The organism is Nitrospirota bacterium (genome assembly GCA_035873375.1).
GTDB lineage: Bacteria > Nitrospirota > Thermodesulfovibrionia > Thermodesulfovibrionales > JdFR-85 > BMS3Bbin07.
Genome location: JAYWMQ010000025.1, coordinates 1 through 23618, shown reverse-complemented (window position 1 = coordinate 23618; position 23618 = coordinate 1). Strand labels below are relative to the sequence as shown.

Genomic DNA, 23618 nt, shown 5'->3' with positions numbered 1-23618 from the left:
CTGTCATTATGTGTCATGCCTGCAGAATGTGATAAAACAATACTGATAATTGATGAGTCAGGGTTCACACGTGTATGTTATGCGATTCTTGAATTCGAGGGATACGGGGTTGAAACGATTGTTAATTCATGTGATATTGCAGTCAGACTGAACAATAACGAATTCGGACTGATAATAACGAGTTATCCTTATGGTGCTTTTCTTTTCGAGGATATAAAGAAGAGAGATATACCTACGATTATCCTTTCCGATCATATTAACAGCGACCTGATCAGCATACTCGAAAACTTTGATAACTCTTATTGTATGATAAAGCCGCTTGATTACCGGAAATTCATGTCTTTGGTAAAACAGGTAATGGGGGGTGAGCTGAATATCCAGGGAGGGTACGCTATTGTTTAAAAAAATCTTTTTGGTTTTTATGATTGTTTTTTTTATTGCGGGCTGTGCTGATAAGCCAAGGGAGGAGTTGCTTAAAGAGGGGATTGCATATATAAAGGACGGAAATCCCCGAGGGGCTATTGTTCTCTTAAAAAATGTACTTGAGAAAGACAAGAATTTTTTTGAAGCAAGGTTTTACCTCGCAAGGGCCTATCTTTTAACCGGTAAGTTTGACAGGGCGGAGAAGGAATTTCTGAAGGTCCTCAGGCAGAAGCCGGATTATACGGACATTCATCTGGAACTTGCAAAGATATATCTTTATACGGAGAGGGCGGATGATGGAATAAAGGAGGTGGAGGTTTATCTCCACAAAAAACCGGATGTCCCTGAGGCATATGAGGTGCTGGGTCAGCTTTTTTTAATTAAGGGCCGGACAAAGGAAGCAAGGAATTCTTTTCAGAAGGCCTTAACCCTTGATCCTGAGAGAATCCCTGCCAGACTTGCCCTCGCCGGGGTATACATGAATAATGGTGACGACAGCGATGCAAGGGCACTCCTGTATGAGACTATGGAGAGGGATGCCAGGAATACAAAGGCATACTACATGCTGGCGAGCCTGGAGACATCCTTAAATAACAGGGACGAGGCATTAAAGGCTTATCAGAAGATAATAGAGATAACCCCAAAGGATGTTAACGCCTTTTTCAGGGCCGGGTTATTACATGTTGCCAACGGGGAACTGAAGGAAGCTGAGGGGATGGCAAATAAAATCCTCAAAAAGTTTCCTGACCGGCCGGAGGGTTACCGGCTTAAGGGGATTGTCTCTTTTTATCAGAAGGATTTTAAGGAAGCCATAACCGCCTTGCAGAAGGCTGCTAGTATACAGCCCGACATGAGGACGTACTACTTTATGGGGCTGAGCTACTACAGTAAGGGAGATATGGAGATGTCCCTGAGCTGGTTTCAAAAGACCGTTGACCTTGCCCCCTCTTTTGTTCAACCGCGGCTCATGATAGCGATGATACTTCTGAAACAGGGCAGGATTGATGATTCTATTGCCGAGAGCAAGAGGATATTACAGATGGATGACAATATGGCAATGGCCCATAACGTGTTGGGCAGCGCCTATATGGCAAAGGGAATGTATGAAGCGGGGATGAAAGAGTTTGACAGGGCCGTGGATATTGATCCGAAACTCGTGGATGTTTACATTAAGAAAGGCCTTTTTAACATCAGTAAGGGAAGGTTTAAAGAAGCAGAGACGGAACTGGAGACCTCTGTGCAGATTGCTCCGGATGTATTGAATACGAGGCTTGTTCTTGCTGCTTATTATTTGAAGCAAAAGGAGTATGACAAGGCGGTAAAGACCCTGAAGGAGGGGTTAAGTAACATGAAAACAGATGCGGTGCTGTACAACTATATAGCTGTAGCCCTTATGGCAGGACAGAAGTTCAATGATGCCCTTGAATATTTCTATAAGGCAAAAGGTGTTGACCCTGACTATTTTGCCCCTTACTTTAACATTGCCGCTTACTATGCAGTGAGGGGTAATTACAGGAAGGCTACAGATGAGTATAAGGGTGTCTTAAGCAGGGACCCGGGCAATCTCAAGGCTAATATGAAAATGGCTGCACTGCTGGAAATGACCGGCAGGGACAGAGAGGCGCTTGGCTATTATAAAAAGGCCATGGAGACTAAAACGCCGGAAGGGTTTATAGCCCTTGCAAACTATTACGTTCAGAAAAAGGATGCAAGGAAGGCCCTCAGAGTGCTTGACGAAGCCATACAGACGATTCCGGACAATATCCCTGTACGGGTGCTGAAGGGACGTATATATTTGTCTGAAAAGAGGTTTGAAGATGCTTTGAGGGTGTTCGAGGATATGGAAGCCATTTCTCCTGAAAAGGCTTTTCCATTGATAATTAATGCCTATATAGCAAATCGGGACTATAAGGATGCGCTGAGAAAAATAGAGGACAGACAAAGGGAAACTCCCGGGAATTCCGATTTGATGGCAGATGTTGTGAGGGTCTATCTGCTTAAGGGGGAGACCGATAAGGCAATGGAGGTTGCCAACAAGCTGATAAAACAGAAACCCCGTTCTGCCGATGGCTATACAGTGCTTGCCGTTGTTTATATGAATAAGAAAGAGCTGGATAAGGCCCTGGAAACACTAAAAGAAGGACTGAGCGTTGATAGTAGCAATGTCAAGGCCAGGATGATGCAAGCCTCCCTTTATACAAGGAAGGGTGAAAATGAGCGTGCTATTGATGTTTATGAAGATATCGTAAAGGATAATCCTCAGTATGTGCAGGCGGTTTTTGCTGTGGGGAATCTCTATGACCTTATGGGGAGAAAAGAGGATTCTGTCAAAAAATACCTTCAGGTTCTTGAAGTGGCGGAAAATTATGTTCCTGCACTGAATAACCTTGCATACCTTTATGCAGAGGGATACGGGAGCAGGGAAGAGGCACTCAAGCTTGCACTCAGGGCATACAGCATTGCCCCCTTCAATGGTAGTGTCATGGATACCCTTGGCTATGTTTTCCTACAGAATGACAAGGCGGATGAGGCCGTGAAGATGCTTGAAAAGGCTGTTTTACTCCTTCCAGCTAATCCCACTATCCGTTATCACCTTGCACTTGCATACAGAGAAAGTGGTAACCCCGGAGCTGCCAGAAAAACCCTTGAAAAGGCTATTGCAACGGGAAAATTTGCCGATGAAGCGAGGGCCAGGAGTCTTCTTGAGAAATGGAAAGGGGAGGAAAGATAAAGATGAAAAAGGTCTTGTTCTGTTTGATATTTTCTTTGGCCTTTCTGCCGGTGGCCTTTGCCAATGATTATCTGATCGGTGATGGAGACACGCTTCAGATATCTGTGTGGGGGGAGCCTGAACTCAGCGCAGATACTATTGTCAGGCCTGATGGCAAGATAACGCTTCCGGCAGTAGGTGATGTAGATGCTTCAGGGTATAAACCGAGAGAGCTTGCCGGAAAACTGACCGAGGAATTAAAGAAGATTATGAAAAAACCTATTGTAACGGTTACAGTTACAGGAATTACAAACAATAAAGTATATGTTTTTGGCGGCGGCGTCCCCTCAGGTGTACACAATCTTCCCGGCAGGACGAGTCTGCTCCGCTTTCTCTGCAGGCTTGGAAGTTTTAAGAATGCAGACCTTGAGCGTGCTTATGTTGTCAGGGAAGGCAAGAAACTGGATGTTAACTTCTACAACCTCTTTATAAAGGGCGATCTTTCCAAAGATGTAATGCTGAAGGCAGAGGACATAATCTATATGCCCGATAATGAACTTAACAAGATTTATATAACAGGAGCAGTAAATGAGCCCAGATATGTCTTTTACCGTGAAAATATCAGAATACTTGATGCACTCCTGGAGGCAGGAGGATTTACAAAATTTGCCAAGGAAAACGATGTTCTCGTCCTGAGGAAGAAAGATGGGCAGATGGAGACTATTGTTGTAAAGACGAAGGACCTTATGAAAGAGGGAGATCTTAAGGAGAACATTGCGTTAGAGCCTGGTGACTTTGTGATTGTCAAGGAAGGTATATTTTGACCCGGGTTACGATTTCAGTCTGTAAAAGCCTGCAACAGAGACGGGTCTTTATTTGTTGCTTGATATTATGGGGTGAAGGGTAAAAAGATGGCATTACCATATGCAGAGATTCAGAAATACCTGAAAATGATCATTAAGAGGAGATATCTTTTCATTGTGGTATCTCTCTTCACCATGTCCGTCATTGTCTGGGGGGGATATTTCATACCCAGAAAATATGAAGCAAAAAGCTCTATTATTATTGAACGTAATGTCATTAACGATCTGATTAAAGGCGTTGCCATTACTCCGTCAATGACGGAAAGGATCAGGGTGCTCAGGGATACCATACTCAGCAGGAGTTTGATTCTGAGTGTACTTCGCGAGCTGGACCTTGACACACTTGCAGCGGACAATAAAGAGTTGGAGGCAATGATAGTTGACTTTCAGAAAAGGACAAACGTAAAAGTTAAGAAAAACAATCTCTTTATTGTGACGTTTCAGGACAAGGACCCGAGGCTTGCAATGGATTACGTTAACAGTCTTGTGAGAACCTATGTCAATGAAAACGTAACTGCAAAGAGGGAAGAGGCCTATGGTGCCAGCAGATTCCTTAAGGAACAGGTAGCATTCTTTAAAGGGAAACTGGATAGGGCTGAGGATGCAATAATCAAGTTCAGACAGGATCAGGGCATCTATGTAGCAATAGACGAGCGCTCCCTAATTAATGAAATAAAGGAGTATGGGAGCGATATAGGCAAGATAAAACTCAGAAGGAATGAACTGATTGCAAAGAGGAAGAGTATCAAGGGACAAATTAAAGGCGAGGAGCCTTATTCTGTTGCTGTTATTAATAACATGAAAGGCAACAATAATATCCTGATAGCGTCTATGGAGAACAGGCTTAATCAGCTCCTTGTAAGCTATACGGAAAATTATCCAGAGGTGGTAAAGCTGAAGGCGGAGATAGAGGCACTTAAAAAACAGCAGTCCCTCCAACCAACGGACAATGGACTCCAGGGAGAAGTGAATTCAGGAGATTCAGCTATAAGCACGATTAACCCGATATATCAGGACCTTAAACAGGATCTCAACAGGATAGAGTCCGAGATAAACGCACTTGATGCAAAAGAGAAGATGCTGGGTGTTATGATTAAGCAGAAAGAAAAAGAACTCAGATATGTTCCAGAAGGCAAGAAGAAGCTGGCTGACCTTGAAAAAGAACGGGATTCCTATAGAAAGATATACGAACAACTCTTGATGAGACTTGGACAGTCTGAGGTTTCAAAGCAGATGGAAATAGCAAATAAGGCAACGACATTCAGGATTGTTGAGCCGGCTACCCTGCCAACCATGCCTGTAAGCCCTAACCGGAAGGCTTTGATTCTTGCAGGTATCTTTTTTGGTTTTGCAGGAGGATTTGGTGCAGTTTTTCTCCAGGATACTCTTGATTCTTCAGTGAAAGAGGTCCAGACAATCAAAAACCTTGAGCTGGAAGTCCTTGCCGTAATCCCCAGGATTTTTAATGAAGCCGAACAGAAAAAAGAGCGGAAAAGAGACTGGTTTATATACACAATTGCGGGTTTTTATTTCCTCATCATATGTGCTGCCTTTATCCACGAGCTGCTGGGCCTGACATACATAGAGACAGCATTTGCAGATATAAAGATTAGTCTGATGAATGTAATAGCGCAATTACAAGGCAGGTTGTTTTAGAAAACAGGTTAATGATAGCGGCTGAATGATTATGAAAGGAGACCCCGGATGAGCAGGATAGAAGAGATTCTTGAGAAAGCTGCAAAAATGAGAGATGGAGAGAAGAATGGTGAGAAATCAAGGAGGATAAGCCCGCCTGGGTCCAAGGTTCCCAGGGTTGTAAGACAGGCAAGAATAGAGAACCCTAATCTGGTCACTATTGTTGATCCGGATTCATTAATATCTGAAGAATACAGGAAATTAAAGTCCATGGTTGTAAAACTTACAAAAATGGATGATTTCAGGAATATGCTTATGGTGACAAGTGCCATAGGAGGAGAGGGCAAGAGTGTAACGTCCCTGAACCTTGCCATTACACTTGCTCAGGAATATGACCATACGGTCCTCTTGGTTGATGCAGACCTGAGGCAGCCATCATTAAATGATTACCTTGGAATTCATTCGGAAATTGGTCTCACTGATTGCCTTGTAGACGGTGTAGGTATTGGTAGCGCACTTATAAAGACCGGCATTGGCGGACTTGTCTTTCTTCCGGCCGGTCGTAAGGTCTCCAACCCCGGGGAGTTACTCTCATCAAACAGGATGAGAGAGGTTGTGATAGAGCTCAAGCACCGCTATCCAGACCGGTATGTTATTTTTGATGCCCCTCCGGTGCTTCCCTTTGCTGAGGTACTTTCACTCGGGGCCATTCTCGATGGAGTGATATTTGTGGTAAGAGAAGGAGTCACTCCCGAGGATAATATGAAGGATGCAGTTGCAATGTTAAAGGATACCAACGTCCTTGGAGTGGTATATAATGCTGCTGAAACTGTTCTTCTGAGTGGCCACTACCATTATTCTCATTATTATCAAAACAGGTGAGGGATGAAAAAGACCAAAATATTGCTCATACTCTCTATGGTACCGTTTTTTTTTGTAAGTATGGTCTCCCTGTCACGGGCAGAGCTGAGCTTTACACCGAGTATCGCTCTCAGGGAGGAGTACAATGACAATCTTTTTCTCACAGCATATGATGAGGAGGGTGATTTCTTAACAAGCATTAGCCCTGCAATTGCTCTGACTTATGTTGATAGGGGAATAGACCTTTCACTCGACTACAGACTCAGTTTTGATTTTTATAAGGATAACTCTGACAGAAATGATATAAGACAACTTGGAAGGATCGAGTCTACCTTTTCACCTTACAGAGATATTTTTTTTATAAGAGTCTCTGATGTATATACGAGGGTGCCAATTGATGAACGAAGACAGGTAGCTCTGGACAATATCCTGACAAATACGACCGATTCGAACCGCTTCATTGTTAATCCCTATCTTGAATATCCCCTGAGCGGGACATTCCTGGCAAGGGTTGGTTACACTTATGAAAATATCTGGTATGAGGAAGAGGAAGGGGATGATGCAGAGAATAATTCAGCTGCTTTAAGTCTTATAAAGGAGCTAACGTCAAAGATGACGGCATCATTGACGTATACCTATTTATCACACAGACCTGCCAGGACAGAAGAGTATGACAGGCAGGATGCCGGTCTCAATATTGACTATAAATTAAGTCCAAAACTGTCTCTTAATGCCGGGGCAGGACAGACGTGGTTTGAGTATAAAACAGGCACTGAAATTGATTCAACTGTATGGAATATTAAAGCTGATTATTTATTAACGGAGAGCCTTATATTCAGTGCAGGTTATTCCGAGGCTTTTTCAGACTCTGTCAATGTGGGTGCTTATAAGAGAAAGGCTTCAACCGGAGCCATCAGCTACAGTGGAAAGAGTACAATAACCCTGAGCGCTTTCAGGAATATAGATAAATATAATACAGCTGAGAGGGAAGACAGGTCAAAAGGTGTAACCCTCGGCTCCAGCACCCCGGTTACATCCAGAATAACAGCAAGACTGACAGGAAGATACATAAACTATGAGTTTCTGCCTGAGGAAGAAGTAGTAGACAGGTACAGTCTCGGTCTTTCCTTTAATTACAGTTTAAGGATGCTTACAGCAACTCTTGGTTATACACACAATCTGAGTGATTCGGATATAAATGCCAATGATTACAGAAACAATATAGCATGGTTGCAGCTCAGACTTGCTATCTAAGTAAAAGTATATGGAGCGCTGGTGCTTGAAATTAAAGGAGAGGGATGTACGAAGGATTTTATAATCTAAGAGTAAAACCATTTGAACTGGTGCCAAGCCCTGACTTTCTCTTTCCGAGCAGGTCTCACAGGAAGGCATTGACATATCTCAAGTACGGCATTACAGAGAAGGTGGGATTCATGCTCCTTACAGGGGAGGTCGGCTCCGGCAAGACGACCTTGATAAGGAACCTGATAAAGGGATTGGACAGCAATATTGTACTGTCGAAAATATTCAACACAAGGGTATCTTCTGAGCAGCTCATCTCATTGATAAACGAGGATTTTGGCCTGGATGTAAACGGCAAGGACAAGATATCCCTGCTTAGAGAACTGAATGATTTCCTGATCGAACAGTATGCCAAGAAACACAACCCGATACTTGTGATTGATGAGGCTCAGAATCTGACCCCTGAACTGCTTGAAGAGGTCAGAATGTTGTCTAATCTTGAAACAGACGATGCAAAGCTATTACAGATAGTCCTGGTCGGACAGCCTGAATTGAAAAAGGTTCTCGCCCGTTCTGAATTACGTCAGCTTCGACAGAGGATCAGCATCAGTTGTCATATTTATCCCATAACGAGGGCCGAAACAGAGGAGTACATATTTCACAGGCTTGAAGTTGCAGGCAACAGGGATGCGGTTATATTTAAAAACGGGACTGTTGACTCGGTTTATAACTTCAGTAAAGGCATTCCGAGACTTATCAATATAGTCTGTGACTTCCTTATGTTGGCAGCCTTTGTTGAAGAGACGAGGGAGATCAGTCCGGACCTTGTTAAGGAGGTTATCGGGGAGCTTGAGACTGAAAACAGGTTCTGGCAGGACAGCGATTCCCTCAGCAGCAAGATCGAAAATATTGTTAAGGATATCGAGACCTTAAAAAAGGTTACAACTGAACTTCAGGAGAGGCTCGGCCCTGGAAAAAAGCAAGTAAGTAGAAAGGACGAATGGGCAAAAATGGGTTAAGGATTTGATCCCTGGCACAAGACCGGGTAGGTTGCCGTTATTTATTAGTTTGGGCAAATGGATAGTTAACTTATCAGAAAGGATAATAAATGAAATCCGGGAGCCTTAACTGGTATGCCCTGTATGTGAAGTCAAGACATGAATTTGCTGTCCATAACGAGCTTTTGAAAAAGGGAGTGGAGTCGTATCTGCCTTCAGTCAAGAGGCTGAGACAGTGGAAGGACAGGAGGAAATTTGTTGACTTTCCTCTTTTTCCAGGCTATCTCTTTGTCCATATTTGTGCCAACCAGGAGGCGTTTTTAAATGTGCTGAAGACAAAGGGTGTTGTAAGCTTTATCTCATTGAACCCGGGCTATCCGGCCCCGGTGTCACCTGAGGAAATAAATTCCCTGAAGTTGTTGATACAAAGCGGAAAAGAGTTTGATGTCCATCCTTTCCTGAAGGAGGGAACCAGGGTGAGAGTGAGAAGGGGCCCACTTGAAGGAGCAGAGGGGGTTCTCAGGAATAAGGAAGACCAGTATGTGTTTCATGTTAATATAGATCTTTTAGGCAGAAGTGTGGGCGTAAAAATATACGCCGATGAGCTTGAAGCAGCATAAGACATGAGTTGCGGTTTGTTTTTACAAGATTAGCACCTGAAACCCGCAGCTTACTATTTTAATTTCTACTTCTCAATTACAGGTTATGTAACTGAGAAGGCGGAGCATTGCCTGAAGACAGCCTTTTGTGCCTGAATCCAGCCCATGACAAGCGGCAGATACAAAGCTGAGAAGGCCGGCCTTACCCGGAGACATTTTCTGGCCGATGCTTTTCTTGCCCCTTTGGCATTGAGTCTGACATCCCTTATTTATTCGTGCGGGGCCAGGAAGTTTGATCCGCCGCAACGAAGCAGGGTCGTCCGTATCACAAACCCGGATGCCACAGACCGCAGCGGTGGAAAAGATAATGTGAATCTTGACGGTGCGGCAGTGCGTGAAATGGTTATGGAGGGAATAAAAAAATTCACAAACAGGCTGACCGTAAAAGAAGCATGGGAAGAGATTATCCCCAATCCGGATAAAAAGGTCGCGATCAAGGTGAATTGCCAGGTGACGGGGATATATACAAAGGCAAAGGTCGTTTCGGCAGTAACGGAAGGACTGATCGCCCGGGGAGTTCCCCCTTCCAACATTATAATATATGATCTCACTGATAATGCCTTTGCGTATGCCGGCTTTAAAAAGAACAGGGGGACAGGCATAAAGGTCGGCACATGCAATGAACTCGGAGGTTATTCCTGGACAACCTGGTTCAAGGCTCCGATTCCATTTGTGGGTAACAAGTTCTGCAAGGTCCTTGCCGGTGAAGGTGCTTACGGATGTGACTATCTGATTAACATGCCGGTACTTAAGGCACTCGACGGTTACTCAGGCGTAAGTATAAGCATGAAGAATCATTTCGGTTCGATTTCTTCTCCTGACAGACTTCATCCAACGATCCAGGATTCTATTGCAATGCTTAATGCCCATGACCTCATAGTTAAGAAAACGAGGCTGATCCTTGCGGATGCGATTTTTACAGAATATAAATGGTTCAACGGACGGGACCAGGAAACCGTAGATGTAACCAATCAGCTCCTCTTTGGAGTTGATCCCGTGGCTATTGACTCCATTGGATGGCAGATGATCGAGTCCCTGAGGAAGAGTCATTCTTTAAAGCCTCTTGATCCTGAACCGGCCTTCATCCATAAGGCCGCTATGGAGTATAGTCTTGGCAATGATGACATGAAAAAAATCGATCTGGTGGACATTTGAAGTAATCCCATGAACCATGACCAAGATGTTGAATTAAAAACAGTAACGACTTTTAATGAGTTTCTTGAGCTGCGCCATGACTGGAATAGTTTGCTGGAACAGTCAGGAAACGACAGGGTGTTCCTGACACATGAATGGTTTGCTTCGTGGTGGCAGGCCTTTGGTGAGGGAAAGAGACTTTTCATTATTGCAGCCGTTGACAGAGACGGCATTCAAGGGATCGCTCCGCTGATGAGGTGTCAAAGCAGTTTTAGAGGGATTCCGGTAAGAGGTGTCGAGTTCCTCTCAAACGATGATTCTCCTGGATGCGGATTTATATTAAAAAAAAATCATGAATACCTGGCGGGAACTTTTTTTTCCTTTCTGCTAAATGATAGTAAGGAGTGGGATGTAATATTTTTCAAGAACATGATACATGACGAGACCATAAACAGTTTAATGGTGAAAGTTCTTGAACAGACAGGAAAAAGATATATTGTAAATCCAGGACTGAGTTCTCCCTATATCGAGATAAAGAGTGAGTGGGATGAGTATATTAAAGGTCTTTCGAGTAAGTATAGAAAGACGATAAGGAACGTGTGCAACAGGATCAAGAGGCTCGGTGATGTTGATGTCGGAGAATATAATGACATGAAAGGATTTGATGATATCGTATCTGTTACTGAGAAGGGATGGAAATACAGGGAAGGGAAGGCGTTTATTAACTGCCCCGATAGAAACAGATTTTTCAGGCTGCTTTCGGAGGAGGCCCGAAACAAGGGATGGCTTTCAATCTGGTGCGTTTATAAAGGCAAAGAACCGATTGCATATGAGTACCATCTGAAGTACAAGGGATGTGATATAGCTTTGCTTTCGGAGTTCAACAGTGAATATAAAAATTTTTCACCAGGGAGTTTCCTTGACCATGAAATAATACGATCGTTATTTGTTAATGGTGTTCATGAATACGACATGTGTGGCATACATGATGAGTACAAAAAGAAATGGACGAACAACGTGAGGGCATATAAGAACCTTATAGTTTTTAATAATTCAGTATATTCAAGGTTTCTGCATTTTCTGGAAGACAAGCCGGTCAGGTTTTTCAAGAGAATCAGGGACAAGGTAACTGTTACAGGAACCTAAACGTCATTTCAGGAGACATACCTGCATGAAATGATTTTCAAAGTGCATTGACTATATCAGGAAACCGATGCATTTTGATGTCAAACGGGAAATGGAAGAATGACCGGAGAACGATTAAAAGTGGCGATTATTATAAGTCCTGACATTCAGGACAAGTATTTCGCAAGTCATATTCTTGATAAGTTCAATGTAGTTGGTATTTTTATTGAGCCCCAATATCGAGAAAAACCACTGTCTGAAAAGTTTTCAATGTTCTCCAGGATGATACTTAAAAACAAGTTAACCCCAATTGCTATAGCAAGCCGTTGTTCAGATACGTTGTATTATAAAAAATATTTAAGTAGGGTTTCTGATCTTTTTATGGAGAGTTTTTATGAAAAGGGTAAGATTATAGATACATACAGCGAATGTCCTGTGTACTATACAAAAATCAGGGATGTTTCTTCTTCTGAAAATGTATCATTATTAAAAGAGCTATCTCCGGATGTAATAGCTGTATGTGGCTGTTCAATACTCAAGAAGAACCTTCTATCCGTGCCTCCCCTTGGCACACTCAATCTGCATAGCGGACTTGCGCCTTATTACAGAGGTTGCTCATGTTATTTCTGGCCTTTATATAATAATGAGCCTGAATATGTTGGTGTTACAATTCATTATGTTAATCCTGGAATTGATGATGGGGATATAATTCACCAGGGACGACCGGAGCTGGATGAAGACGATAACGAAATCACTATCTTTATAAAAATGATGAAACTGGGGACACAGCTTATGATAAAGAGTCTGCAAGAGGTTGAAGACGGGACGGTCGAAGGCCATAAACAGACTGAAAAAGGAAGGTTGTATCTGGATAGCGCAACGACTGTAAAGCATTTTCGCGAATTGCACAATCGGCTGGAAGCCGGGTTGATTCGAGACTATTTGGCCAAACTTAAAAGTGGGAGTGTACCGATCCCAAAGATAATTGGTTAGGTTTGCTGCAGGAATGATTCATACACCCACACAAGGATTACAGGGGTGCTTACAATGATCGAACAGTTCCACGGTATTGCAAAAGATTTAACAAATGACATCAACCGCGAGATAAGTTCATTCAGAGTCAGGGGACTTGATTCCATGTTGTTTCTGACTTACAGGTGCACGAGTAGGTGCAAGACATGTAATATCTGGAAACGCAATGCAGAAAAGGGTTTAGAGCTGGATTGGAGAGAGTGGAATATTGTCCTTGAAAGATTGCGGGATTATGGAATCAAAACAGTGGAAATATTCGGCGGTGATGCCCTGTTGAGAAAAGACATAATCTTCAAGATGATAAGATTCTGTACCGAAAACGACATTAGAACATATTTCCCGACAAACAGTATCCTGATGGACAGGGAGACCGCAGAGGGCCTTGTCAATGCCGGCCTCGATACGATCTACTTTTCTCTCGATGCCATTGATCTGGAAAGCGATAAGGTCAGAGGGGTCAGCGGGACTTTTCAGAAAATAAAGAAGGCAATAGAATCTGTGGTTGATGCGAGGAAAGGCTCTGAAAACCCGAAGATAATTATCTGTTCAACCCTCTCCAACATCAATTATGAGTCTTTTGAATCAATAGTAGATTTTTTGAAAGACTATCCGGTGGATGCAGTCTATCCAAGACTTGTAACGGAGTTTTCCCAGCATAACATCGACTCCTCGGTAATTAACGAGATAAGACCAGACCCCTATTTTGTTACAAGTGAAGATAAGTCCCACCTCTTCAGCCTGCAACAGACCCGACGTTTTCATGAAATCATCAGCAGGCTGAAATCGATTAATGCCGCAGACCCGTACATTAACTTCCAGGGTATTGACTTTGCTCCTGACGAGGCCTTCACATGTGGTGAATACGGTTTCAGGCGTTGCCTGGGCTGCAGCACCCTCGTTACGATAAATCCGAACGGTGACGTCACTCCGTGTCCCTTTTATCCAAAGTATGTTATCGGCAACCTCTGCCAGGGTAAAAGGCTTGATGAGGTCTGGGGTAACTTCAAACACCGGGAGTTTATCAGACTGCAACGCAGAGACAAAATAATGATCTGCAGCAACTGTGTAATGCCGACATTCTATCCTGCCTTCCCGAATAAGCTACGTTACTATTTGAAGAGGACAGGAGAAAAAGTCTCTAATCTAATATAAGTGCAGAGTTCTGTTCAGACCACCAGGATGAAAATACTTATTATTTATTTGAAAAAAGTTGTATCGGATCTCAAATCTTTTGTTCGTTTGGTTATATGCATATTCCTGCATTACTCTGGTGTAACAAGACTCTGTGAGATTTTGAATAAAGGATCTGCCGGAATTAAAATTCTTGCCTATCACGATATAGCCGACAAGGGATATCTGAACCTGGAGGTTCCGGAGAAAATATTCAGAAGGCATGTTAGATACCTGGTTAAAAATAATTACAACCTGATTTCACTTGAAGATGCGGCGAACTTGCTGGAATCCTGCAAAAAAGTACCGAGAAAAACGGTCGTGATTACCTTTGATGATGGGTATAAGAGTGTTTATCATGCTGTATTCCCGGTTGTAAAAGAGTTTGGAGTGCCGATCACTGTATTTCTTGCCACTGGATCGATCGGCTCTTCAAACGGCAACCTTCCCCCTTTTGTCGATGCCGTTGCACATGCCATTAGAAATACCGCGAAAAGAGAACTTGATCTATCGGAATGGAATTTCATGAAGTATCCGCTGAGGACAGCTATTTTAAAGGAGAAGGCCATTAAGGAAGTCAATGAATACAGTAAGAACCTTAGCACCATAAACAGGAAGAAATTTCTGGAATTTATCTTCAGACATTTAAATGTTGATGCTGCCGATTATGACTTAAAGAATAAAATGTTGTCATGGGAGGAGATTATAGAGATGAACAAGGAGGGCATATCTTTTGGTGCGCACACTCATACCCATCCATCCTTGTCTCGAATACCCATAGAGGAAGCAAGAGAAGAGATCCTGCTCTCAAAGAAGTTGATGGAAGAGCGGCTCGACAAAGAGATAAGTACATTTGCCTATCCCTATGGTTCTGATAAGGATATCAATGGGAAAATCAGAGACATTGTTGAGGATGTCGGGTTTAAGTGTGCCTGTGTGCTGAAAGACGGAATAAACAGGGCCGGGGACGATCTGTTTCTGCTCAAGAGGGCTTGTGTGACCAATCAGATTAAGACAACACTTTTGAGTTTCTTTTCTGAAGCCGTATTTTCCGTCCAGATGACAGGATTTCTGGATTTCATACACAATAGAAGGATCAGAAAAATGAGATGCCGGCAAGAAGAAAAAAAGAAGATAAAAGTCCTCTACATAATAGATCAACTCAAGGCTGGTGCAGGCACTGAAAGGCACCTTGTCAGGCTTGCAACGCTGCTCGATAAAGAGAGGTTCAACACAGCGATATCATTTTTTGAAGGTGCACCAGGAACAATTCATGAAGAGATCCGGAAGCAGGGGGTTCCGGTCAAGGACCTTAACCTGAGCAGAATTTATTCGCATAGGGCACTTGTACAGGGGATCAGGTTAGGGAGGTTTATAAGAGAAAACAAGATAGATATAGTCCAGACGTTTCATTTCAAGTCAGACACGTTCGGTGTTGTTGTCGCGAAGCTTGCCGGAGCACAGAAAATCATATCCAGCAGAAGGGATACCGGTGATCTTAAGAAGCCCAGGCAAATATTCTTAAACAAGCTTATGAACCGGTTTATCGACCGTTTTATTATGGTATGCAATACAGTAGGCAGGAAGGTTTATGAAAACGAAGGAGTTCCTGAGCATAAAACACAGACAATTTATAACGGTGTTGATATAAAGAGATTCAGCCATAACAGTGTCGACAGGGTTCAACGAATAAGAGAAAAGTTAAGATATTCTGAGAGTGATTTTGTTGTTGGAACTTCTGCGATTTTCAGGCCGGAAAAAGCATATCACGTTTTCTTTGAAGGAATAGAAAAGGTTCTGCCTTCAATTAAAAGCCTGAAGGTGTTAGTGCTGGGCTTTGGACCGACAAAAGACTATTTTGAATCTTATTGCAGTAATGGGCCTCTTAAGAACATCGTGAAGTTCATGGGGTTTGTTGAGGACGTGGAAAGATTCCTGCCGCTGATGGACGTCTTTTGCCTTGTGCCTAACAAGAATGAGGGTTTTTCTAACGCCATTCTGGAGGCTATGTCTGCAGGAAGACCGGTTATTGCCTCTGACGTTGGTGGGAATGCTGAGGCTGTCATACATAACGAAACAGGTATTATCATACCTCCCGATGACTCCGACCGCCTTTCACAGGCTATACTGGAACTCTACAACAATCCTGAGAGGAGAGTCCGAATGGGCGTTAAGGCAAGAGAACGTGCTGCAAGCACATTTTCTCTTGAAAAAATGATAAAGGAACATGAGAGATTTTATGAAGAAGTTTTCAAAGGGAACTGAGGTCGGCATGAAGAAAAGAAGACCTGATTTAACCACTGAGACACTGAGACTCGGAGAAGTAACATAAACTGAAGTTTTTTTATCTTTTTAAACTCAGTGTTTCAGTGTTTCAGTGTCTCTGTGGTTAAAAAAAGTTAGTGTCTTTAACGGCTGAAAAGGTATTGTCTATTCTCACTGCCTCTGTGTTTAGAAAATTATTAAATCTGTGCGAATCTGCGGCTAAAGAAGTTATTGTAAGTGAAACCCAATATTATATTAATATCCATTGATACCTTGAGGGCTGACCACCTCTCGTGTTACGGCTACCACAGGCCCACAACGCCAAATATCGACAGGTTAGCTGCTGAAGGAACGATTTACAGGCAGAATTATTCAACCGGAGTATGGACTCCGCCGGGACATGCATCAATGCTTACAGGTCTATATGTGTCAGAGCACGGTGTTTACGGAGAAAAACGCCTTGCAGACGAAATACCAACCGTTGCCACAATTTTAAAAGAAAACGGATACCAGACAGCAGGTTTTGTAAACAATAGTCAGGTTGGCGAACTTGTTGGGTTTAATAAGGGACATGATCTGTTTGTGGAGGTCTGGAAAGGTGTTCAGTCAAGAACGGCGCTTGAAAAGATAATCAATGGTGGATTCAGAAAGATAAGGAGTTTTTTGAGCTATGAGGATATGGGTGCAAAGAGGACTAACCTTTTATTTTTAGACTGGATTAACAGGACTGAGAAAGATAAACCTTTTTACAGTTTTCTTCATTATATCGAACCGCATAATCCACTTTCTCCGCCTATTCCATTTAGAAAACAATTTTTAAGAAAATATAAAAATATCAATAAAGACAAGGTAAAAAAAATAGCCCACAATCCTCTGATTTGCTATGTGGAAGACATCAATCTGAATGATAACGAAGTGTCGTATATAAAGGATCTGTATGACGGGGAGATTGCATATACTGACAGTGTTATTGGTGAAATAGTATCCAGGCTCAGGAATAATAATATTTATGACAACACGATGATTGTCATTACCTCAGACCATGGTGAACACTTCGGAGAGTATGGACACTGGTCACACGTGGCAAGCCTGCATAAAGAAGTTCTCCATGTTCCCCTTATCATTAAATACCCTGAAGGAATAGATTGTCATACTGAAGTAGATGGGTATACACAGCTTGTTGATATATTTCCAACTATAATGGGAATAGCCGGAGTTTCAAAGGATGAATTAACAAATGTTTCAGGTATTAATTTGTTGAAATTCAAAGAGAATCAAAAGAAGCATCACGAACATGTTTTTGCTGAATGGGAGGGTCGTGTTCCTTTTTTTATTGCTAAAAGATTTGAGCATAGCGATAACAGGATTAACCTGGAAATGATTAAGAGCAGGATGATAATGATACAGAACGATAAATATAAATATATCAGTAGCTCGGATGGAAATGAGGAGTTTTATGACATATCGGATGGAAAAGAAATTTTACTAAATAAATCATCGTTGAGTAACCGTACCCTGGAAGATTTAAAAAATAAACTTTTCGAATATAGAAAATTAACCAGTGTCGTAGAGGAAGACAGTTCTTATAGCGTAGATGAGGAAATAGCTAAAAATCTGAAATCCCTGGGGTATATGTAGTTTGCTGCTATATATAATAATAGGGCAGTGAATTGCATTGTGTGAATTAAATGAAAAGTAATAATAATTTTCCCCAATTAAACTTATTTCAAAAACTATTTCTCCGATTTTATTGCTATCCACCGCCAGGCAGGAAAATATCAGGTATAGATGATACTTTAGTTTCAGTTTCAAATCCTTTAGGGTTACTTAAGAATTACTTTGGTGATTGTTTTGTCCAGTCAATAAAAGATAAAGTGGTTTTGGACATTGGATGTGGTGATGGAAGTCAGGTCCTCGGGGTAGCTTTAGAGGGAGGGAAACATGCTATCGGGACGGAAATCAGGCCGGTTTTTGAAGATGCAGAAAATCGTGCTAAAGATCTGGGGATTTATGATAAGGTTGAATTTATTTTTCCACCAATATCGAAGCTTGGAGAAGCCTCTATTGATGTAGCCTTCAGTCAGAATTCATTTGAGCACTTTATATATCCAGAGAAGATATTGAATGATGTCTTTTATGTGCTAAAAAAGCATGGTAAGTTTTTTATTACTTTTGGCCCTCCATGGTTACATCCTTATGGGGTTCATATGTTTATGATGATTAAATATCCTTGGGCACATGTTTTATTTTCGGAGCAAACAATTATGACCGTGAGAAAATTTTATAGAAGTGATGATGCTAATAGGTTTGAGGATGTGGACGGTGGTTTAAATAAGATGACAATAAGGAGATTTAAACATTATGTGAAACAGTCAGGATTTATAGTTGAAAAAATGTCTTTAACCCCGGTTAAGGGACTGTTGCCTTTAGTGAAAATGCCATTTATTCGTGAATTTTTTACATCACATATTTCAGCAATCTTGAGGAAAGGATAGTTTTTTCTATTAGAGCTTAAGTTCAAACACATATTCTTTGATGGCAACTCTAATATGAGATTTTTAATCTCTTTTAGAGTCTATTTCCCTGTTGCCTGCTGCGAGTAATGCACCAAATAGAGAAGTTGATACCCCGCTTGCTTGCAGCAGGGTAGTTCATTTTATTGATTTTGCAATTTGAGAGTAATGCTGAAAAATATATGACTCAATCTATACGTCAATTAGTCAAACAGTCATCAGTTTATTATATCGGCACGATGGTTATATCTCTGTCGAGTTTTATTTCATTACCGATTCTAACAAGAATCATGTCTAAAAGTGAGTATGGTATGCTGAGTTTGGTAACATTAACAATCTTTCTTGTACTTGTGCCTGCTAAGTTTGGCTTGCAAAATTCAGCAGTTTTTTATTTCGATGAATTTAAGTTAAACAAAAGAGGAAACAGAACAGAAACATACTACAGTACCCTGTTCTGGGGATCTTTATTCATAGCATTGTCTATAGCAGTAATTTTTTTTGTGGCGGGTGGTGAATTACTAAAATATCTTCCAAATAAAAGCCTTGTTGATTTTATTGCTATAATTGCAGTCTTGGTAGTTACCGAAGCTATGATAGTCAGGATTAAGAATTTCTTGCGTATTGAGCAAAAGTCAGCACTTTTTGTTTGGATAGGCATTATCAGAAGCTATGGTCGCATAGCCACCGGGCTCCTATATTTTTATTTTATTTCCAGAACTGTACAGGGTTTTCTGATTGGTACCTTATTGACGAATGTTGTTTTACTGATATTGAGTCCTCTATTTATGGAATGGTTTAAAGAAATCAAGATTACTTCATTCTCATCTAAGTTTCTAAAAGAATGCCTGCATTATGGATATCCCTTTATAGGCATTGAAGCAGCAGCATTACTTATAAAATATTCTGACAGGTATCTCATTGATTACTTCCTGGGAACAAGTGAGGTTGGGGTATATAGTGTTTCCGGTAACTTATGCATGTCAATAAGTACCGGCATTTTTTCCTCAATCTGGCTGGCCCTAACCCCTATGTATATGAAGATATACCGGACAGAAGGAGAAGAGAAGACATCAGAATTTGTGTCAAAGTCTTTAAATATCCTTTTTTTAATCAGTATCCCCGTTGTTTTTGGTTTATCAGCTATTTCGCGCGAAGTGATTCAGATATTAGCGTCAAAAAAATTTATGGAGGCCGCATCGGTTATTCCATTTTTGGTCGCCGGAGCGGCTATTTGGGGGGTAATACCCCTTTATGCAACCGGTTTTTATATAAAAAAGAGGATTAACCTTTATAATCGTATAATTGCTTTTTCAATGTTCCTTAACATTGCCATGAATGTTTACATGATACCCCGGTGGGGTCTTCAAGGAGCTGCAATCGCAACTCTTATTACTTATATCATAGCTCTTGTTTTGACTGTCAAGGTGGCATTTAATTACTTGAAAGTAGACACTGATTTTCTTGCATTGTTCCATTATTTGCTTGCAGGCATTGGTATGTATTTAGTGTTGTCAGAAATGGATATTGATGTAAATATATTCAATCTTGTTCTGAAAATTATTGTAGGAGCCTTGTTGTATCTGTTTGTAGTTTGGTCTATTAATAAAAAACTGAGAATTAGTATTAAAAAGGTGTTTTTAAAGTAACCACTAAAGAGATGTCATGGACGTTTACTCTATCATAGTGAGAAAATGTTTATTTCCACTGTATCTTAAAAAAAACAGAAGCAGATTGCAAGAGTACCTTGATTATTATGAGAAAACACAGTATTTTTCTTCCGGAAGCATTGAAGAGCTTCAATGGAAGGGGTTACAAAAAATTATCAAACACGCCTATAGTCATACTCGGTTCTATCACCAACGTTTTAAGGATTTAGGACTCGATCCTGACGAAGTTAACACATATAGGGATTTTATTCAAATACCTGTATTAACCAAATCTGATATACAAAATAATCTTAAGGATATTGTCTCGCATAGTCTCAGCACCTCAGATTTAATTGCAGATAGAACTGGTGGTTCAACTGGCACTCCTCTTTCTTTTTATTATGACAAACAAAGACAAGAGTTAAGAGAAGCTTTTCGTATAAGGAGTAATCGGTGGAGTTCATGGGATATTGGTGAGAAAACGGCCATTATATGGGGGGAGAGCAGGAATTTATCTGATGATTTTAAAAGTAAGATAAAAAATAATGTTCTACGTGAAGGTATTCACTTAGACGCCTATTCTTTAACTGAAAAAAAAATGGTTCAATTTGCCAGTCGACTGAGGGCATATGAACCAAGAACAATAATAGCTTATGCAAGTGCACTGTCTCTATTTGCAAAATATCTTTCTGAGTCTGGTATCACAAACTTGCATCCTCAAGGCATAATTACATCAGCAGAAGCACTCTCAAATGATAATAAACAACTTATTGAACGTGTTTTCAATTGTAAGGTGTTTGAACGATATGGCTGTCGAGAATTGGGACCTATTGCCGGAGAATGTGAAATACACAATGGTCTTCATATTAATGCCGAAAGTGTTTTTGTTGAAATATTAGCGCCTGAGACGGGTCGACCTGTTAAGGATGGAGATGTTGGGGAAATTGTAGTTACAGATATTCTAAACTATGCCATGCCATTTATCCGTTACAAGATAGGTGATATGGGGCGATTACTTAAAAGAAAGTGTAGTTGTGGAAGGGGCTTGCCTTTAATGGGACCCATTGAAGGAAGAACTACTGATTACATTAAAACACCAGAGGGCAGGATAATTGCCGGGCCTATGGCTATACCTCTATTATGTGATATCCAAGGAATAATGCAGGCTCAGGTAATACAAGAGGATATTAATAAAATAACAATAAAGATTCGGAATAATGAAAAGTTCAATGCAGATAGTAGAAATGAATTAATTAAAAGGAGTAGGGAAGTTTTTGGCCAATCATTTGTTTTGAGTATAAAGTATGTGGACAGTATCCCTTGTGAGCCATCTGGAAAGTTCAGGTTTGTTATATCCAGAATCAATAACAAAGAAAAATGATTGGAATGGGATTAGGATAAACTATAAAATGCTGGGATTAGGACTTACTAAATATATACCACTTTTTGCATATATTATTTGTGTTGTCTGTTTTATTTTAACTATTTTTTACAAGACAGAGATTGGTCTTTATCTTGTAACATTATTGATTCCATTACAGAACCTTATGGATAAACTTCAGGTTTTTCCTTTTGGTAAAGATATTATGGATATATTTATGCTGGCTTTTTTAAGCATTATTATCATAAGTAAAAAAGAAAATTCCCTGGATGATAAGTTTGTTAATAGAGCAATAATGTTGCTAATTTTTACATCCTACTCTGCTCTTTGGGTTGGTAGTTTCAAGTTTGGATTACCTTATCCAATATCTGTTAATGATGAACAGTTTGTAGCATGGAAAAATTTTATTATGTTACCACTTTTATATTTTGTAACATTAAACATTGTTGAAAATAAGAAACAAATAATGATATTAATTTGGATAATGGTTATAGCTCTTATTCTGATGGATGTTAACTTCTATCAAAACACTAAGTGGTTTACGTACGAACACTTTTCTGAGGATAAGAGAGCTGTTGGTTCTACCTTCACTTATCTGGGACCAAATGAAATTGCTGCGTTCTATGCACAAATTACCGTGTTTTTAATAGGTTTCTTCTTATGTGATAATGTGAAAGTAAGAAGGATGCTTTTTTTGATTGTGGTAGTATTTAATTTTCATTGCTTGTTATATCTGTTTTCAAGAGGAGGATATCTTTCTGCAGTTGTAGGTCTTATATTTTTAGGAGTATTTAAGAAGAGACTCCTTTTAGTTTTTCTAATACTTTTGATGTTCAGTTGGACTGTTCTCCTTCCTCAATCGGTTGTCGAAAGAATTGAAATGACCAGAACAGATGAAGGTTTGGATCAATCATCGCAGAGTCGTATTGAAATGTGGTCACAAGCTTTAAGGTCTGTTGCTCTTAACCCTTTAACAGGAATTGGCTTTGATAATACCCAATATTTAGGCATTAGATCAGCAAAGGGGATTCGTAAGAGTGTTCATAATGGTTATCTTAAGGTGCTTGTTGAGCAGGGTTTTATAGGTTTAGGTATTTTCCTTATAGTATTTTATACAGCAATGAAGAAGGGTTGGTCCCTATTCCGACAATCAGATGATCTCCAGATGAAAGGTCTTGGATTGGGTTTTGTTGCCATGATTGTAGCAAATCTTGTAGGTAATTTAACAGGGGATAAGTGGTCTTATTTTAATGCCATGGGCTATTTCTGGATTCTTTTTGGTTTGGTGGTAAAGGCTAACCAGATTAGTTTAGCAGAGAAAAAAGATACGATTTCTGTGATAGAGACACGTGTAAGTACATTTGGCCAAAAAAAGGATTTAACTACTAATGGACACGAATGTTGAATTGTTATAAGGATTTGATTTAGCTACAGTGAACACGAAGGACTTTTATTAAGTCTTATTAATCTTGTGGATAACCCTTAATTTCCTCAAGCACTTATTTATATAGTAGAAGAAATTGACCACTTGACTCAGAAAGTGTAAGGAAATAACCTTTAGGCGGCGTAAATAAATAAAGGTAGCAATATTGAATAAAATATGCTAAGCTTTATTTGATGAGCACATTAGTCAAGATGAGAGAAAAATTTGATTCAGTATGGCCGCTATTGGACGAACGAACGCGACGGATCATGGCAGCAAGCGAAGCCAAAGCTTTGGGATATGGGGGAGTGTCACTCGTAAGTCGTGCGTGTGGACTTTCACGCAAAGCGATAGCCAAGGGTATTTGTGAAATTCAAGAAGGTTCTACGCCAGGAGAAGGGCGCATCCGGCAACCTGGAGCTGGACGCAAGCCCATCACGGTGACCGACCCGCAACTGGTAACAGCCTTGGAAGAACTCATTGACGAGCAAATGCGGGGCGACCCAGAGTCTCCTCTGCGCTGGATTTGCATGAGCAC

Annotated in this window: 19 protein-coding genes; all 19 read left to right on the top strand. The window is 40.8% G+C overall.

The genetic code is table 11. The annotated features are described in order from the left end of the window. The first annotated feature begins 15 nt into the window (after positions 1-15). On the top strand, positions 16-402 hold the full coding sequence (locus tag VST71_05480) for a DNA-binding response regulator (protein ID MEC4685167.1): 387 nt from the start codon (positions 16-18) through the stop codon (positions 400-402). Continuing rightward, complete coding sequence (gene prsT, locus VST71_05475; protein ID MEC4685166.1) at positions 395-3154, top strand: XrtA/PEP-CTERM system TPR-repeat protein PrsT; 2760 nt, start codon at positions 395-397, stop codon at positions 3152-3154. The genes VST71_05480 and prsT overlap by 8 nt, the downstream gene beginning before the upstream one ends. 2 nt (positions 3155-3156) lie before the next feature. Then, complete coding sequence (locus VST71_05470) at positions 3157-3957, top strand: polysaccharide biosynthesis/export family protein (protein ID MEC4685165.1); 801 nt, start codon at positions 3157-3159, stop codon at positions 3955-3957. A gap of 87 nt (positions 3958-4044) precedes the next feature. Continuing rightward, on the top strand, positions 4045-5652 hold the full coding sequence (locus VST71_05465; GenBank protein MEC4685164.1) for an XrtA system polysaccharide chain length determinant: 1608 nt from the start codon (positions 4045-4047) through the stop codon (positions 5650-5652). Positions 5653-5700: 48 nt separating this feature from the next. Next, positions 5701-6513, top strand: a complete 813-nt coding sequence (locus VST71_05460) for an XrtA-associated tyrosine autokinase (protein ID MEC4685163.1) — start codon at positions 5701-5703, stop codon at positions 6511-6513. A gap of 3 nt (positions 6514-6516) precedes the next feature. Next, on the top strand, positions 6517-7746 hold the full coding sequence (locus VST71_05455; protein MEC4685162.1) for a TIGR03016 family PEP-CTERM system-associated outer membrane protein: 1230 nt from the start codon (positions 6517-6519) through the stop codon (positions 7744-7746). 44 nt (positions 7747-7790) lie between these two features. Then, positions 7791-8753 carry an XrtA/PEP-CTERM system-associated ATPase gene (locus VST71_05450; GenBank protein MEC4685161.1) on the top strand — a complete coding sequence of 321 codons (963 nt, stop codon included), beginning with the start codon at positions 7791-7793 and terminating at the stop codon, positions 8751-8753. 89 nt (positions 8754-8842) lie between these two features. Then, the gene (locus VST71_05445) at positions 8843-9352 is read left to right on the top strand and encodes a UpxY family transcription antiterminator (protein ID MEC4685160.1); all 510 of its coding nucleotides are present in this window, start codon (positions 8843-8845) and stop codon (positions 9350-9352) included. 144 nt (positions 9353-9496) lie between these two features. Beyond that, entirely contained in the window at positions 9497-10546 is a 1050-nt protein-coding gene (locus VST71_05440) for a DUF362 domain-containing protein (protein ID MEC4685159.1), read from the top strand. Positions 10547-10555: 9 nt separating this feature from the next. Then, positions 10556-11671, top strand: coding sequence for a GNAT family N-acetyltransferase (locus VST71_05435; protein MEC4685158.1), 1116 nt, complete (start codon positions 10556-10558; stop codon positions 11669-11671). Between the two features lie 120 nt (positions 11672-11791). After that, on the top strand, positions 11792-12643 hold the full coding sequence (locus tag VST71_05430; protein MEC4685157.1) for a formyl transferase: 852 nt from the start codon (positions 11792-11794) through the stop codon (positions 12641-12643). A 54-nt stretch (positions 12644-12697) separates the two neighbouring features. Further along, positions 12698-13834 carry a radical SAM protein gene (locus VST71_05425; protein ID MEC4685156.1) on the top strand — a complete coding sequence of 379 codons (1137 nt, stop codon included), beginning with the start codon at positions 12698-12700 and terminating at the stop codon, positions 13832-13834. A 141-nt stretch (positions 13835-13975) separates the two neighbouring features. Then, positions 13976-16117 (top strand): glycosyltransferase, encoded by a 2142-nt coding sequence (locus VST71_05420; GenBank protein ID MEC4685155.1) that lies wholly within the window; start codon positions 13976-13978, stop codon positions 16115-16117. Positions 16118-16354: 237 nt separating this feature from the next. After that, positions 16355-17755 carry a sulfatase gene (locus VST71_05415; GenBank protein MEC4685154.1) on the top strand — a complete coding sequence of 467 codons (1401 nt, stop codon included), beginning with the start codon at positions 16355-16357 and terminating at the stop codon, positions 17753-17755. Positions 17756-17805: 50 nt separating this feature from the next. After that, positions 17806-18612 carry a class I SAM-dependent methyltransferase gene (locus VST71_05410; GenBank protein ID MEC4685153.1) on the top strand — a complete coding sequence of 269 codons (807 nt, stop codon included), beginning with the start codon at positions 17806-17808 and terminating at the stop codon, positions 18610-18612. Positions 18613-18812: 200 nt separating this feature from the next. Then, entirely contained in the window at positions 18813-20276 is a 1464-nt protein-coding gene (locus VST71_05405; protein MEC4685152.1) for an oligosaccharide flippase family protein, read from the top strand. Positions 20277-20292: 16 nt separating this feature from the next. Next, positions 20293-21657, top strand: a complete 1365-nt coding sequence (locus tag VST71_05400; GenBank protein ID MEC4685151.1) for a hypothetical protein — start codon at positions 20293-20295, stop codon at positions 21655-21657. Next, the gene (locus tag VST71_05395; GenBank protein MEC4685150.1) at positions 21599-23062 is read left to right on the top strand and encodes an O-antigen ligase family protein; all 1464 of its coding nucleotides are present in this window, start codon (positions 21599-21601) and stop codon (positions 23060-23062) included. The genes VST71_05400 and VST71_05395 overlap by 59 nt, the downstream gene beginning before the upstream one ends. 230 nt (positions 23063-23292) lie before the next feature. Then, positions 23293-23618, top strand: a 326-nt coding sequence (locus VST71_05390; protein MEC4685149.1) for an ISAzo13 family transposase, incomplete at its 3' end; no start/stop codon positions are given.

Bases quoted from the DNA above. Each gene is read 5' to 3' on its own strand.
- VST71_05480 (MEC4685167.1), top strand. From the start codon at position 16: ATGCCTGCAGAATGTGATAAAACAATACTGATAATTGATGAGTCAGGG.
- VST71_05470 (MEC4685165.1), top strand. From the start codon at position 3,157: ATGAAAAAGGTCTTGTTCTGTTTGATATTTTCTTTGGCCTTTCTGCCG.
- VST71_05465 (MEC4685164.1), top strand. From the start codon at position 4,045: ATGGCATTACCATATGCAGAGATTCAGAAATACCTGAAAATGATCATT.
- VST71_05460 (MEC4685163.1), top strand. From the start codon at position 5,701: ATGAGCAGGATAGAAGAGATTCTTGAGAAAGCTGCAAAAATGAGAGAT.
- VST71_05455 (MEC4685162.1), top strand. From the start codon at position 6,517: ATGAAAAAGACCAAAATATTGCTCATACTCTCTATGGTACCGTTTTTT.
- VST71_05450 (MEC4685161.1), top strand. From the start codon at position 7,791: ATGTACGAAGGATTTTATAATCTAAGAGTAAAACCATTTGAACTGGTG.
- VST71_05445 (MEC4685160.1), top strand. From the start codon at position 8,843: ATGAAATCCGGGAGCCTTAACTGGTATGCCCTGTATGTGAAGTCAAGA.
- VST71_05440 (MEC4685159.1), top strand. From the start codon at position 9,497: ATGACAAGCGGCAGATACAAAGCTGAGAAGGCCGGCCTTACCCGGAGA.
- VST71_05435 (MEC4685158.1), top strand. From the start codon at position 10,556: ATGAACCATGACCAAGATGTTGAATTAAAAACAGTAACGACTTTTAAT.
- VST71_05425 (MEC4685156.1), top strand. From the start codon at position 12,698: ATGATCGAACAGTTCCACGGTATTGCAAAAGATTTAACAAATGACATC.
- VST71_05410 (MEC4685153.1), top strand. From the start codon at position 17,806: ATGAAAAGTAATAATAATTTTCCCCAATTAAACTTATTTCAAAAACTA.
- VST71_05405 (MEC4685152.1), top strand. From the start codon at position 18,813: ATGACTCAATCTATACGTCAATTAGTCAAACAGTCATCAGTTTATTAT.
- VST71_05400 (MEC4685151.1), top strand. From the start codon at position 20,293: ATGGACGTTTACTCTATCATAGTGAGAAAATGTTTATTTCCACTGTAT.